At 64.8% G+C, this 14,459-nt stretch carries 15 protein-coding genes; 13 read left to right on the top strand and 2 right to left on the bottom strand.

All coding sequences use genetic code 11. From position 1 onward, the window contains the following. The 10 genes from AAIL68_RS16585 to AAIL68_RS16540 form a co-directional block, all read left to right on the top strand. On the top strand, positions 1-726 hold a 726-nt coding region (locus tag AAIL68_RS16585; protein ID WP_347140854.1), incomplete at its 5' end, for an FAD-binding oxidoreductase. After that, complete coding sequence (locus AAIL68_RS16580; protein WP_207467202.1) at positions 701-1,018, top strand: (2Fe-2S)-binding protein; 318 nt, start codon at positions 701-703, stop codon at positions 1,016-1,018. The genes AAIL68_RS16585 and AAIL68_RS16580, both read left to right, overlap by 26 nt. After that, positions 1,015-2,394: an NAD(P)/FAD-dependent oxidoreductase gene (locus AAIL68_RS16575; RefSeq protein WP_347140853.1), complete on the top strand. Its 1,380-nt coding sequence runs from the start codon at positions 1,015-1,017 to the stop codon at positions 2,392-2,394. Before AAIL68_RS16580 ends, AAIL68_RS16575 begins: the two co-directional genes overlap by 4 nt. Next, the gene (locus AAIL68_RS16570) at positions 2,391-3,155 is read left to right on the top strand and encodes an ATP-binding cassette domain-containing protein (RefSeq protein ID WP_347140852.1); all 765 of its coding nucleotides are present in this window, start codon (positions 2,391-2,393) and stop codon (positions 3,153-3,155) included. The genes AAIL68_RS16575 and AAIL68_RS16570 overlap by 4 nt, the downstream gene beginning before the upstream one ends. Before the next feature lie 22 nt (positions 3,156-3,177). Further along, positions 3,178-3,969: an ABC transporter substrate-binding protein gene (locus AAIL68_RS16565; RefSeq protein WP_347140851.1), complete on the top strand. Its 792-nt coding sequence runs from the start codon at positions 3,178-3,180 to the stop codon at positions 3,967-3,969. Between the two features lie 48 nt (positions 3,970-4,017). Further along, positions 4,018-4,707: an ABC transporter permease subunit gene (locus AAIL68_RS16560; protein ID WP_347140850.1), complete on the top strand. Its 690-nt coding sequence runs from the start codon at positions 4,018-4,020 to the stop codon at positions 4,705-4,707. A 2-nt stretch (positions 4,708-4,709) separates the two neighbouring features. Continuing rightward, positions 4,710-5,471: an ABC transporter permease gene (locus AAIL68_RS16555; protein WP_347140848.1), complete on the top strand. Its 762-nt coding sequence runs from the start codon at positions 4,710-4,712 to the stop codon at positions 5,469-5,471. Then, positions 5,468-5,812: a RidA family protein gene (locus AAIL68_RS16550; RefSeq protein ID WP_207467191.1), complete on the top strand. Its 345-nt coding sequence runs from the start codon at positions 5,468-5,470 to the stop codon at positions 5,810-5,812. Before AAIL68_RS16555 ends, AAIL68_RS16550 begins: the two co-directional genes overlap by 4 nt. After that, a complete protein-coding gene (rocF, locus tag AAIL68_RS16545; RefSeq protein ID WP_347140847.1) occupies positions 5,809-6,735 on the top strand; it encodes an arginase in 927 nt (308 codons plus the stop codon). Before AAIL68_RS16550 ends, rocF begins: the two co-directional genes overlap by 4 nt. A 9-nt stretch (positions 6,736-6,744) precedes the next feature. Then, on the top strand, positions 6,745-7,833 hold the full coding sequence (locus AAIL68_RS16540; RefSeq protein WP_347140846.1) for an ornithine cyclodeaminase: 1,089 nt from the start codon (positions 6,745-6,747) through the stop codon (positions 7,831-7,833). 91 nt (positions 7,834-7,924) lie between these two features. On the opposite strand, the gene AAIL68_RS16535 is transcribed toward AAIL68_RS16540, so the two are convergent. Then, positions 7,925-8,929 (bottom strand): IS30 family transposase, encoded by a 1,005-nt coding sequence (locus AAIL68_RS16535; RefSeq protein ID WP_347140845.1) that lies wholly within the window; start codon positions 8,927-8,929, stop codon positions 7,925-7,927. A gap of 99 nt (positions 8,930-9,028) precedes the next feature. Beyond that, complete coding sequence (locus AAIL68_RS16530) at positions 9,029-10,030, bottom strand: SGNH/GDSL hydrolase family protein (protein WP_347140844.1); 1,002 nt, start codon at positions 10,028-10,030, stop codon at positions 9,029-9,031. Positions 10,031-10,477: 447 nt separating this feature from the next. Here AAIL68_RS16530 and AAIL68_RS16525 point away from each other — a divergent pair, with 447 nt between their 5' ends. The 3 genes from AAIL68_RS16525 (at position 10,478) to AAIL68_RS16515 (ending at position 14,433) form a co-directional block, all read left to right on the top strand. Next, complete coding sequence (locus AAIL68_RS16525; RefSeq protein ID WP_347140843.1) at positions 10,478-11,860, top strand: cytochrome P450; 1,383 nt, start codon at positions 10,478-10,480, stop codon at positions 11,858-11,860. Positions 11,861-12,155: 295 nt separating this feature from the next. Then, entirely contained in the window at positions 12,156-12,809 is a 654-nt protein-coding gene (locus AAIL68_RS16520) for an outer membrane beta-barrel protein (protein WP_347140842.1), read from the top strand. 460 nt (positions 12,810-13,269) lie between these two features. Next, positions 13,270-14,433, top strand: coding sequence for an outer membrane protein transport protein (locus AAIL68_RS16515; protein ID WP_347140840.1), 1,164 nt, complete (start codon positions 13,270-13,272; stop codon positions 14,431-14,433). Positions 14,434-14,459 lie beyond the last annotated feature (26 nt).

Here is a 14,459-nt window from a genome sequence, read left to right as displayed (position 1 = left end):
CTAGGCCACAGCGATCTGGCGCACCGGCTTCCGGGCATCGGCCAACAGGTTGTCGGCGCGACTTTCTGCCCGTTGGACGGCCATGTGAACCCGCTGCGGCTGCATGTCGCACTGCGCAAGGCATGTCTTGCCAGCGGCGTTCGCTTTACCGGCGATGCCAGCGTGGCGGCGGTGCAGCCGGCGACTAGCGGTTTCAGTATTCTTTGTGAAAACACCAAGACGATCCATGCAGACCGGGTCATCCTCTGCGCCGGTCTGGGGGCCGCGCAGCTTGGTCCGCAACTGGGCTTCCGTGCGCCGATCCGCGCGCAGCGGGGCGAGCTGCTGATCACCGAGCGCGTTGCCGACCGCCTGCCATTCCTGTCCAGCACAATCCGGCAGGTCGACGAGGGCGGATTGCAGATCGGCGGCACGAAGGCCGACGCCGACGTCGATACCGAGTCTACTGACCAGATGGCCAGGCTGGCGCGTCACGCCATGCAGGTCTGGCCCCGGCTGGCCGACATCCGCGTGCTGCGGTCCTGGGCGGCGCTGCGGGTGATGACGCCCGACGGCTATCCGATCTATCAGCGCTCGGCCGATCACCCCGGCGCATTTCTTGTCACCTGCCACAGCGGGGTCACGCTGGCGCCGCTGCACGCGACGCGACTGGCCGATTGGATCGACGGCGATCCCGCGGCCCCTGATCTGGAGGCTTTCGATGAACGCCGCTTCGCGCTTTCGTGACGCGCCGGACGCAATCCCGCGCACCATCCGCATGACCTTCGACGGCGAACAGGTTCTGGCCCGCCCCGGCGAAAGCGTCGCCGCTGCGTTGCTGGCTCAAGATGGCGGCGCCACCCGCATCACGCCCATCACCGGGGCAGGGCGCACACCTTTTTGCATGATGGGGGTTTGTTTCGACTGCCTTGTGACCATCGACGGCCGCTACAACATTCAGGCCTGCATGACCCCGGCGAGCGACGGCATGGTCATTCACCGCCAGACCGGCGCCCGCCGAATCGGGGATGTGCGATGACCGCAGATCTTGTCATCATCGGCGCCGGTCCCGCCGGCATGGCCGCCGCACGCATCGCGGCCGACGGAGGGATGCGGGTCACGCTGCTGGACGAACAGGATCGCGTCGGGGGCCAGATCTATCGTAATGTCGCGAACGCCACAGGACGGGACTGGCTGGGCGCGGATTACGCCAAAGGCGCCGATCTCGTCCGGGGGCTGGATCATCCTTTGATTGCCTATGAGCCGCGCGCGATGGTTTGGCGCCTCGACCCGCAGCAGGGCGTGATCTGGTCGCGCGATGGACAAAGCCACATCACCCATGCCCCTCATCTTCTGATCGCCACCGGCGCGCAGGAACGTCCGGTGCCGTTCCCCGGCTGGACCCTGCCCGGGGTCATGCCCGTGGGCGCCGCGCAGATCCTGATGAAGCAGTCGGGAATGCTTCCTCGTGACGCCATTCTTGCCGGGGCGGGGCCGCTGCTCTATCTGGTCGCGGCGCAGATGATCGCCGCCGGATCGCCGCCGCAGGCTTTGGTCGAGACAGGCTCCGACCTGTTGCGCGCCTTGCCCAGGCTGCCGCAAGCGATGCCGGGCGCCATGACGCTGGTCAAGGGTCTAGGCCTGATCCAACGCATTCGCGCGGCAGGCATCCCGCGCCACCACAGCGCAACGAACTTCCGGGCGGTGCAGACCGACGAGGGTCGGATCACGTTCAGCTTCACCACGCGCAAAGGCGGGCAGGAGCTGGAATGCGGCCTGCTGCTGACGCATCTGGGGGTCATTCCCCAAACCCATCTGACGCGTTCGATGGGTCTTGAACACGAGTATGACCCTGCTCAGCAGGCATGGCGCCCCAAGTTGGATGCTCTGGGCCAATCGTCGCTTGATCATGTCTTTGTGGCAGGCGACGGCGGCGGCATTGGCGGCGCAGATGTTGCAAGGGCGCAGGGCGCGTTGGCCGCACTGGCGATCCTGCATCGTGCCGGCCTGATGAATAGGGCGGAACGTGACGCGCGTGCCCGGCCGCAGCAGCGCGCCCTGTCGCGCAGCCTGTCGGTGCGCCCGTTTCTGGACGCGGCCTATCCCGTCCCACCCGCCTTTCTAGCCCCGCCGGACGATACGATCGTCTGTCGTTGCGAGGAAGTCACCGCCCGCACCATCCGCGAGGCGGCGGAAGACGGCGCTCACGGCCTGCGCCTGATGCGCACCGCCCTGCGTACCGGCATGGGGCCGTGCCAGGGCCGCATGTGCGAGGTCACTGTCACCGGACTGATTGCCCAAGCAACTGGCCGCCATCCGTCGACCATCGGACCAGGCCGCGTCCGCACTCCCGTCAAGCCCGTCACCCTGGCCGAGATCGCCGCGCTCGGCCGCCAGCCAGAGAAACCAGTATGACTGATCCCGCCCTCCGCGTAGAAAACATCCGCAAGAGCTTTGGCGACCACGAGGTGCTGAAAGGCATCTCCATGACCGCCGAAAAGGGCGACGTGGTGGCGATCCTTGGCGCCTCCGGGTCGGGCAAAAGCACTTTTCTGCGTTGCATCAATCTGCTGGAAACACCCACCGACGGCACCGTCTGGCTTAAGGGCGAGGAGATGCGCATGACCAGCCATCGGGGCGAACGCCGTCCCGTCGATCACCGGCAGGTCGAACGGATGAGGTCCAAGCTGGCGATGGTGTTCCAGGGCTTCAACCTGTGGTCGCACATGACGGTGATGGAAAACATCATCGAAGGCCCCGTCCATGTCCTCGGAACGCCCCGGCGCGAGGCGCGGGACAAGGCCGCCGCCCTGCTGGCCAAGGTCGGACTGTCCGAACGTGCCGAGTATTATCCCGCCCATCTGTCGGGCGGCCAGCAGCAACGCGTGGCGATCGCCCGCGCCCTGGCCATGGAGCCCGACGTGATGCTGTTCGACGAGCCGACCTCGGCGTTGGATCCTGAACTTGTGGGCGAGGTTCTGGCCGTGATGCGCGCCCTGGCCGACGAGGGCCGCACCATGCTGGTCGTCACGCATGAAATGGCATTCGCCCGCGACGTGTCATCGAAGACGGTGTTCCTGAACAAGGGCGAGATCTGCGAACAAGGCGCGCCCGCCGACCTGTTCCGCAATCCGCAGACCGAGCAATTCCAGGCCTTTCTGTCCCGGATGAACTGACAAACCAGTGGAGGAGACCATCATGATCAGACGAACCCTTCTTGCCGCCGCCGCCCTTGCAGCCCTTGCAGCCCTTGCCACCGGCGCCCTTGCCCAGGACACCCTGCGCATCGGGGTCGAAGGCGCCTATCCCCCGTTTTCGTACAAGGAGGCCGACGGCAGCCTTGCGGGCTTCGACATCGAGATCGCCAAGGCGCTGTGCGCGCAAATGAAACGCGAGTGCGAGTTGGTCGAACAGGAATGGGACGGCATGATCCCGGCACTCAAGGCGCGCAAGTTCGACGCCATCGTGGCCTCCATGTCGATCACCGAGGAACGCAAGCGCCAGATCGACTTTTCCGACAAATACTACAAGACCCCGGCCCGCGTCGTGGCCCCCAAGGATTCCGGCCTTGAAGGCACCGCCGAGGGGCTGGCAGGCAAGCGGCTGGGCGTGCAGCGCGGTTCCACCCACCAGTGCTATGCCGAGGCGAACTTCCCCGATGCCGAGATCGTCCTTTACGGCACCCAGGACGAGGTGTTCCGTGATCTGACCTTAGGCCGCATCGACGCGCAACTGTCGGATTCGCTGATCGCGCAGGAGGGTTTCCTGTCCAAGCCCGAGGGCGCGGACTATGCCTTCCTGTCCGGCGATCACACCGATGTCGAATGCTACGGCGAGGGGGTGGGCGTGGCCGTGCGCAAGGGCGACGACGAGCTGCGCGACGCCTTCAGCGCCGCGATCACGGCGATCCGCGACAACGGCACCTACAAGACGATCAACGACACGTACTTCCCCTTCGATATCTACGGCGGCCGGCCCGAGGGAATGTAACGGCAGCCGGGGGCGCATCCCGCGCCCCCTCCAACCAGCGAGGCGAGGATGGATCTTCTTCTGGAATATCGCGAACAGCTTCTGGCCGGACTTGTCACCACGGTCCAGCTTGCCCTTGCCTCTCTGGTGCTGTCCGTAACGATGGGGCTATTGGGCGCATGGGCCAAGCTGTCGGCCAGCCGCGCGGCCAATGCCGTGGCCGGCGCCTATACGACGGTGGTGCGCGGCGTGCCCGACCTGGTGCTGATCATGCTGGTCTTCTTCGGCGGTCAGGTGACCGTCAACGGCATCGGCGCGGCCACCGGTTTGTGGGACTATGTCGAGATCAGCCAGTTCGCCGCCGGCGCGCTGACCATCGGCGTCATCTTCGGAGCCTATTTCACCGAAACCTTCCGGGGGGCGATCCTGGCCATCCCGCGCGGACAGATCGAGGCGGGGATCAGCACCGGCATGTCCCGTCCGCTGCTGTTCCTCCGCATCATTTGGCCGCAGATGGTGCGCTATGCGCTGCCGGGTTTTGGCAACAACTGGCTGGTGCAGCTGAAGACAACGGCTCTGGTGTCAGTGATCGGCTTGCAGGATCTGGTCTATAACGCCTTTGCGGCGGGCCGGTCCACGGGAGCGCTGTTCACCTTCATGGCGGCGGCCTTCGTGATCTATCTGGCGTTGACAGCAGTATCCGATCTGGGGCTGCGCGCGCTGGAACGCCGCTACAGCCGCGGCGTGGCGAGGGCGTGACGATGGAAAATTTGCTCTCTTGGTTTCCCCTCGACCTGGCATTGATTGCCGAAAACTTCGACCGCTTCCTTTACGGGGTTGGGGTCACGTTGGGCCTGACCTTCCTGTCGCTGGCCTTGGGCGGCGCGATGGCGGTGCCGCTGGCCGTCGTGCGCGCGTCCTGCCACCGGGTTCTGAACCCGGTGGTCTGGGTCTACACCTATGTCTTCCGGGGCACGCCGCTGCTGGTGCAGACCTATCTGCTGTATTACGGCGCAGGGCAGTTCGAGTTCGTCCGCAACAGCTGGCTCTGGGATCCGGTGCTGTCGCAGGCGTGGTGGTGCGCCCTGATCGCCTTCACGCTGAACACAGGCGCCTATACCACCGAGCTTTTGCGCGGTGCCATCGCGGACACGCCCAAGGGCGAGGTCGAGGCCGCCATCGCCACCGGAATGTCAAAGCGCGGTCGACTGAGCCGCATCGTGCTGCCCTCGGCCTTTCGCCGCGCCATTCCGGCCTATTCGAACGAGGTGATCTTCATGCTCCACGGCTCGGTTGTGGCCAGCACCATTACGCTGCAGGACATTCTGGGGGTCGGACGCTGGCTTAACGGACGATACTATCTCGCCTACGAAGGCCTGATCACCGCGGCTGTCCTGTACTTCATCATCGTCTTTGCAATCACGCGGGTCTTTCGCTGGTTGGAGCGGCGTTATCTGCGCCATCTGAACCGCCGCCGCGAACCCATCGCCCGCAACATCGCGCCACCCATGGGGGTCAAATGATCGAACGTTTCCACACCAACCAGCGGATGAGCCGCATCGTCCGCCACAATGGCACCGTCTATCTGTGCGGCCAGGTGGGCGAGGGCGCGACCGTCGCGGAACAGACCCGCGATTGCCTATCGCGCGTCGATGCCCTGTTGACGGAGGCCGGATCGTCGCGCCGTGACATCCTGGCCGCCACTGTCTGGCTGGCGCACATGGCCGATTACGACGCCATGAACGCGGTCTGGGACAATTGGATGCCCGAAGGCTGCGCGCCCGCCCGCGCCTGCGGCGAGGCGCGGCTGGCTGGGTCCGACCTGCTGGTCGAGGTGGTCGTGACGGCGGCGGTGTCGGCATGAAGGGCAAGACCTGCATCCTGATCGGCGCGGGCCTTGACTGCGGCAAGCGCCGGCGCGGCTGTTCCATGGGCCCGGAAGCATACCGCGTGGCGGGCCTTGCCGCGACCCTGGCCAATCTTGGCTGGTCCGTCGAGGATCGGGGCGACGTGCCCGGCCCCAAGGCGCCGCAACCCTCGACTCCCGGGCAGGTCCATGCCCGCGCGGAGACTGCCGAATGGACCCGCCTCCTGGCGGATGCGGCGCGCAAGGCAAAACCTGACGGCTTTCCGATCTTCATGGGCGGCGATCACGCACTGTCCCTGGGCACCGTGTCGGGCGTGGCCGATCACGCGGCGGGGCAGGGGCGCCCGCTGTTCGTGCTGTGGCTGGACGCCCATCCCGACATCCACAACCCCGACACCACCGCCTCGGGTAACCTGCATGGCACGCCCATCGGCTATGTCACCGGACAGGCCGGTTTCGACGGCTTTCCCCTTGTGGCGAACCCCGTGCCGCCGCAGAACATCTGCTTCATCGGCTTGCGATCGGTCGATGGCCCGGAACGCGCGGCCATTCAAGCGGCGGGGATGCGCGCCATCGACATGCGCCAGATCGACGAACGCGGCATCGCCGCTCCCCTGGCCGAGTTCATCGAGGAGGTGCGCGCGGCAGATGGCATGCTTCACCTGTCGCTGGACGTTGACTTCCTTGACCCCTCTATCGCCCCCGCTGTCGGCACCACTGTGCCGGGCGGCGCCACCTTCCGCGAGGCGCATCTGGTGATGGAGATGCTGCACGACAGCGGCCTTGTCACCTCGCTTGATCTGGTCGAATTGAACCCGTTTCTGGACGAACGCGGACGCACCGCGTCGCTGATGGTCGAGCTGACCGCCTCACTGTTCGGACGCCGCGTCTTCGACCGCCCCACCCGCAGCTATTCCTGAAGGATCATCATGCCTGCCCCCGAGCCCTCTGAACTGGCCTTTATCCGCTTCGTCAGCGTGGAAGACATGATGCGGCTGGTCCACAGCATCGGCGTCGAGACCGTGCTGAAGGACCTTGCCCGCTACATCGAGGACGATTTCCGCCGCTGGGATCTGTTCGACAAGACCCCGCGCGTGGCCGCTCATTCCGAAGATGGCGTGATCGAACTGATGCCCACATCGGACGGCGTCAGCTATGGGTTCAAGTATGTCAACGGCCACCCCAAGAACACGAAATCTGGCCTGCAGACCGTAACCGCCTTCGGCCTTTTGGCGCGCGTGGACACCGGCTATCCCGAACTGCTGACGGAGATGACGCTGCTGACCGCGCTGCGCACCGCCGCCACAAGCGCCATGGTCGCCCGCCATCTGGCGCCGAAATGCGCCACCACCATGGCCATGATCGGCAACGGCGCGCAGTCGGAGTTCCAAGCCCTGGCCATGCGCGCGATCTGCGGGATCGATCGGCTGCGGCTTTACGACATCGATCCGGCTGCGACGGCGAAGCTGGTGCGCAACCTGTCCGGCCTGGGCTTCGATCTGACCGCCTGCAAGACCGCGCAGGAAGCCATCGAGGGCGCGCAGGTCATCACCACCTGCACCGCCGACAAGCAGTATGCGACGATCCTGACCGACAACATGGTGGGCGCGGGCGTCCACATCAACGCCATCGGCGGCGACTGCCCCGGAAAGACCGAACTGCACGGCGACATCCTGCGCCGATCGGACGTATTCGTGGAATACACCCCCCAGACCCGGGTCGAGGGCGAGATCCAGCAGATGCCCGCCGATTTCCCCGTGACCGAGATGTGGCAGGTCATCGCGGGCGCTGCGCCCGGCCGCACGTCCGACCGCCAGATCACGTTGTTCGACGGCGTGGGCTTTGCCATCGAGGACTTTTCGGCGCTGCGCTATGTGCGCGACCGGCTGGAAGGCACCGGCTTTTTCCAGAGCCTCGACATCATCGCCGATCCAGACGATCCGCGCGACTTGTTCGGGATGCTGACCCGGGCGGGCGCCTCATCCGCGGGAATGCAGCACGAAGGCGCCACGCTTTGACATCATCGCGCAAGGCCCATGCCTTGCGCGATCCGTCCTGCCGTCATGCAGGCTCCATTCTGAATGCACCAGTCCTGCGGGGCAGGGCTCATCATGGTGCCTCCAGTCGTATCAGTTCGTCTCGAAACGCTTCGGCAGGGGTCCGGAAGCCGAGGCACTTGCGCGGCGTGGCGTTCAGGCCAGCACAGAGGGCGCGCAGTTCTTCCTGCGACAGGCTGTTCGGATCGGTGTCGCGGCAGAGCCAGCGTCGCAGTCGCTTGTTGGCATTCTCCACGGCCCCTTTCTGCCAGGGTGACTGTGCTTCACAAAACCAGGTTTGCGTGCCCACCTCCGCCTGTAGATGCGGCCAGTCGACGAATTCGGATCCACGGTCAAAGGTGATCGATCGGCAGGCATGCCGGGGCAGGGGCGTCAGAGCCTGGGCGATCTGCGCCATGATCGGCTTGGTGCGTTTCTCGTCGTTCTTCAACGCCACCAGGAAGCGGCTGGTCCGCTCGATCATGGTGGTGACATTGGCAGGCCCATACCTCTGCCGGAACGGCACCAGGTCTGCTTCCCAATGGCCGAACTGCTTGCGATGCGCGATAACGTCCGGGCGGAACAAGATGCTGAGTTCCGGCGCAAACTTGGGCGGCGGGCGCTTGCGGAGCCGGTAGCCCCGGCGACGCCGGCGCCCGGAGGGCAGGTGGCGCCACAGCTCAGCCCGGCGCCCGTCCTCGGAATAGATGTGTTGATAGATCGTCTCCTGGCAGACCCGGCGCGGAGCGTTCTCGTAACGCATCCGGCCGGCGATCTGCTCGGGGGTCCAGCCGGACCTCAGACAGCGTTCGACCTGGTCGCAGAGCCCGGGATCGCGCATCAGCTTGCGCTGCCGGGTGCGTCGTCCATCCGAATAGCTTTGCGCCACAACGCACCAGTAGCCGCTGAGCTTCGGGATCTCGCTGTCGTGGAAATGATTGCGGCGTAGCTCGCGGAAGATTGTCGAGCGGTGCCGGCCGAGCCTGCGCGCCATCTCGTCAGGGCTCAGCTTCGTCTGCCGCCAGCGCTCGATCTTGCGCCGCTCGGAAAGGGAAAGGTGAGAGAACCGAACCTTCATTCTATGATCCTTTCATGGCTCAACCCATTGTTGAGCACAGAAAGTCGCATTTCAGGATAGCGCGTCCCCCAAATTTGACCAAATGATCAATAATCGGATTTATGGAACAGTTTGCCGTAGGACATTAGCTAGACGTCGGCGGCAAGAGCCGAGCCCCAAGAGACCAGTCGCCGCCATCAGAAAGCCGAACGACGCTGGCACAGGAACAGGCGCAATGAAAATCCGGTCCTGCACGATGTCAGCAATCTCCCGGTGCGCCGCCGTTGTTGGATGCACGAGGTCGAAGAACAGCTTGCCGGCCGCCTCGTCGGCCGAACAGACCGTTTCGGGCGGCAGCCCGGGGATGGTGCAAGGGTTGGTCGCATCGCTCAGGCCGAAGAGAACCGGGTTGGCGACGGCCTGCGTGAGAATGCTGTCCATGTCCAGCAGCGACACGTTCAGATCGTTGTCCAAGCCGTCAAGGACCGCCATCAGCGACGCGTTGAACGTGTCTGCCCCAAGTCCTGCAAGAGGTGCCGCGGCAGGAATGCCGACAGGGCTTGGAAGCGCAAAGCGCGGCGTCAGGTCGAGCGGCGGAAGGTTGAAGACCAGAAAATCCCTGACGCCTGCCTCGGCGATGTCCCGGATACCCTCTCCCACGGCAACGGCCGCATTGACGGCTGTGCCGATCACGGCTGCCGGGTTCGGCGCGTCGCTGAGCAGTTGCTCTTCGATCGAGGCAAAGAGATCGTTGGCGCCAAACCACAAGGCAGCAAGGGGGCGCTCGCCCAGCTGAGCAGACGGCTGCATCTCGAAGGTGTCGATCTGCTGCGGAAGGTCCGGGATCTGCCAGGGAAACGGATCGATGTTGGCAACGGCCTGGGCGTATCCATGGGCGAAGTTCCCGGCCGGCAGGTTGGCATCCGTGAAGCCCTGGGCCACATGTTCTGCCCAGACCGGGCCATCCGAAAACCGCTGGTCATAAGGGGGTGGGGGCACGGCACCGCCGCTCAGTTTGTAAAGATTGCCCGGATCGGTCAGGCTGTCGCCAAAGGCCCAGAAGCTGGTATATCCGGCTGTGGCGGCCTGGGCAGGAGAGCCGATAGAAGCTCCAGCCACCATCGCGGCCGCGCCCGCAAGAGATCGAACTGACACTCTCACCTCCGAAACGCTTCACTGCACATGGGTCCACGGTCAGCGATAAAAGGGCTTGGCGCAACTGTTTTGGAGGGCCGGAAAGCTGTTCGCTGTAGCCGAATGAACGGGAAGCGCCATTGCAGGGACATTTGAACCGTGATGTTTGCAAGCCTCGACCATATCGGACTGGGAACCCGTCTGCAAACGCGTGGGCAGACCACCAGCGCGCTTTTCCTCCGCCCGCGTAGTGGTTCTACGCAAACAGCACAGGGCATTGCGGCGTGCCCTTGTTTCGCAAGGAGGGGCAACATCACGGCAGCCCTGGCGTTTCGAAACGCCGCCCCTGCCCCATCGCCATCCGCGCGTTGCGCTTGATCCCTGGGCACGTCACCTCCACCTGACTCTGACAGCCTCCCGCTAAGGAGCGCCCCCATGATCGACCGGCCGCAGTCCGATCCCGTCAAGGTGCCGCTGGCCCCAAAGCCCCTGAGCCTATGGGCCACGGCCATGACCGTGCGGCGCAACGTGCTGGAAGTGATCCCGATAGCTGCCACCCGAGAGCCGATCCTCTCCGGCACGTCCGGAGTGCGCTGGCACATGGTCATGGACCCGGCCGCCCTGCGGCACATCCTCAAGGACCGGGTGGAGGATTACCCGAAGTCCATCAACACCAGGCTGATCCTGTACCCGGCCATCGGCAACAGCCTGCTCCTAGCCGAGGGGGCGCACTGGCGCTGGCAACGTCGTGCCGCCGCACCTGCCTTCGCGCAACGTCATGTCGAGGCGCTCGGGCCGCTGATGACCGCTGCCGCCGAGGCGTCGTGCCGCCGTCTCGCGGCTGCGCAGGGGCCGGTGAACCTGGTCGAGGAAACGGTCGCCGCGACCTTCGAGGTGATCTCGCAAGTCACCTTCTCGGGCGGCGGGATGTTTGACCCCGGTGCGGTGCATCAGGCGCTCGATGCCTATATCGCAAAAACAGCCAAGTTGTCCCTGATGGACGTGATGGGCCTGCCCATGTGGTTGCCGCGTCCGGGACGGCTGTTCTCCGGACCGGGGCTGAGGCGCATGAAGACAATGGCGGACCAAGCCATCACCGAGCGCGCGCAGGCTGCCGGCCCAAATGAACCGTCCGACTTTCTGGACCTGCTGCTGGACGCGCAGGACCCGGAAACGGGCCGCGCCATGACCCCTGAGGAGCTGCGCGACAACCTGCTGACCTTCATCCTGGCCGGACACGAGACGACGGCGCTGGCGCTGGCCTGGGCGCTTTACCTGTGTGCCTTCGATCCCCTTGTGCAGGAACGCGCGGCGGACGAGGCGCGGGCTGCACTGGGCGGTCGCGCCGCTACCGCCGCCGATCTGGGCGCGCTGCCCCAAACCATGCGCATCATCAACGAGGCGCTGCGTCTGTACCCGCCAGCGGCCTTTCTGTCGCGGACAGCGCGGGCGTCCGACACACTCTGCGGTCGCGAGGTGCGGCCCGGGGACACCGTGATGCTGCCCATCTATGCCCTGCACCGGCACCACCTACTGTGGGAGCGCCCCGACGCCTTTGATCCTGGCCGGTTTCTGACCATGCCCGAGCGCTATGCCTTCCTGCCCTTCGGTGCGGGCCCGCGTATCTGCATTGGCGCCAGCTTTGCCCTGCAAGAGGCAACGATCATCCTGTCGACCCTGCTGGCCCAGTTCCGCTTTGAGCGCGTTCCGGGGCGCGAGCCGCAGCCACGCATGATTCTGACCCTTCGCCCGCAAGGGGGTGTCTGGCTGACAATGCGCTCTCGAGACGGAGCCGAAGCTAGGGCTAGAAGCCTCTAACAAAACCGCTGCCCATGCGTTGAAGGGCAATGAGCAAGACCCTTGGCGTTGAGCTTTACAGCAATACCATGGCCGCCGTCGTCGACCGTCTATTCGGTGATGTCCGCAGCCTTCCTTTTTCCGGGCCACGCAACTGTCGTGCGGAGGATGCGGGCTGGCGCTGCGGCGATCAAGTGGCGCCCAAGACGAGGTCTCGCTCTATGCCAGTCCGCAGCACCCCGGCAAATCGATTACACACTGATCGCCGATGGTGTAAGATAAAGTCTGTGTGAGGAACAGAGAAAGGGAGAAGTCCATGAGACAGGCACCTTTTGCCGCAGCAGTGGCGATCGCCACGCTGACGGAGGGCGCAGGGATAGCGTCCGCCCAGGCGTTTTCGATGGAAGACGCCTACATCAAGGGCTTCGGAGGCGCGACCTGGCCGTCGGACCTGGATACGACACTCATCGAAGAAGGAGAGCAGATCGCCCTCCCGAGCTTCGACCATGATACGGGCTACACCCTGGGCATTGCGGTCGGCGCAACGGTCATGCCGAACCTCGCGGTCGAGCTCGAATACGCCTACCGCAAGGCCGACTTCACCGTCAGAGACCGGGATGAAGGCGACCAAACCGATGGCGACACTTCGGCCAAAGCCCTCATGGTCAATGCACTCTACATGTTCGACAGCATGGGCCCCACGGGGGCGATCCAGCCCTACCTCGGTGCTGGCATCGGTGCGGCCAATGTAGAGAAGAGCGCCGGGGGCCAGGATTTCGACGGCGACGGATTGCTTGCCTACCAGTTGATCGGCGGCGTCGGCTACACGGTGAACCCCAATGTGAACCTCTTTGCCGAGGGGCGCTGGTTCCAGACGGAGTCGGACAAGTTCGAAGGCCCCGACCAAGAAAGCTTCGACGGCAAGTTCGAGACCTTCGACCTGCTCGTCGGCGTGCGCTTTGCCTTCTGAAGAAAATTGACGGCCGCCAGCCCGCCTGCCTGAGATTTGATTTGCTAAATCTGGGTGGCGCGGCTTTGAGGGCATCAGGTTGAGTGATGCCTCCGCAGGCGTAATCAAGCCGGCAATCCACTACCAATCGCACACCGGTGACCTTGGCTGCCTCCCATGCTCGGACCACGCCTGCCAGCGATTTGCGATCGGTGACGTCAAGCGCCTCGATGCCCTGGAGAGCGGCAGTGGCGAACAGTTCCTTGCCCGAAGAAGCGCCGCGCAGGAAGAAGAACGCCGAGGTCATCGCGGTTCTGGGCGAGGCGAGAGCGGTGTCGCCGGGTTATGTCCATGCGGCGAGGACGGGATCAGCAGCGGGACGTTTCATATTCGAGGACGGCTCTCCCTGTGCTAATGTTTCCCTTGCGGCAGCTTTCCCACTGCTGACGTGGTCATACCCGAGCTTTGAAGCGAGGCTTTCATGAAGACCGCCTCTATCGGCGCCGCCGCCTGGCTCCTTTGCAGCACGATCGTTCATGCGGGCGGTCTCGAGCGCAGCAACCAGTCCCTCGATCCTCTGTTCGAACCGGGCAACTATCTCGAACTGAGCTATGGCCATGTCTCGCCCCGCATCACCGGAACAGACCTGCCGCTTGGCCCCTACCCCGGCGGTGAGCGCACGGGCGATGTCGCGTCTTCCTACACCAACGCAGGCTTCGCCTATAAGCACCAGTTCAACGAGCTCTGGTCGGCAGCCGTCATCGTGGATCAACCGTTCGGAGCCGACATACGGTATCCCACCAGCGGGTCCATCAATCTCGGCGGAACCGGCGTGACCGTCAACAACACCGATCTGACCGGCGTCGTCCGCCTTGCTGTTCCGGAGAGCGGCTTCGGGGTTCACGCGGGTTTCCGGGCCGCGCGCACGGATGGACACGTGACCTTGGGCGGCGCGTCGTTCGGCCCCATCAGCGGCTACCGTGTCGATGTGGACCGGGATACCGCGTACGGGTGGCTCGCCGGGGTGTCGTGGGAACGACCCGAGATCGCCGCCCGTGTGTCCCTGACCTATAGTGCGGTGATCGAGCATGACTTCGACATAACCGAACGCGGTCCTCTTGTGGACCTCGATGGACCTGGCCCTGCCCCGGCCTTGCCGCTTCTGGATGGGCGTTCCAGGTTGACGGTCAAGACGCCGAAGTCCTGGAACCTCGAGTTCCAGACCGGCATCGATCCGAGCACCCTTGTCTTCGGGTCGATCCGCTGGGTGGATTGGTCCGGCTTCCGCGTGGATCCTGAAAGGCTCCTTCAGGTGACGGGCAGCGGCCTTGTCGATCTGGGCGACACCACCACGTTCACCATCGGCATTGGCCGCAGGTTCACCGAGGCCTGGTCCGGCGCGGCAAGCGTCACCTACGAGAAGTCCGGCAACGACCTTGTCTCGCCGCTGGCGCCGGTCAACGGTCAGAAGGGCGTCAGTCTGGCGGCGATCTATACCCGGGACAGGATCAGGATCACGACCGGGGTCAGTTACGTCAGGCTGGGCGATGCCCGGCCCGAGACCGGCACGCCCGACACGGCCCGCGCCGAAATGGAAAGCAGCCACGCATGGGGCGTCGGTGTAAGGATCGGCTACAGCTTCTGAGGACCACGGGTTGCGGTAAAAGCCTT

It is taken from the genome of Paracoccus sp. SSK6 (genome assembly GCF_039770665.1).
Lineage (GTDB): Bacteria > Pseudomonadota > Alphaproteobacteria > Rhodobacterales > Rhodobacteraceae > Paracoccus.
Note: the sequence above shows the minus strand (reverse complement) of the source record. Positions and strands in the feature narration are given on the sequence as shown.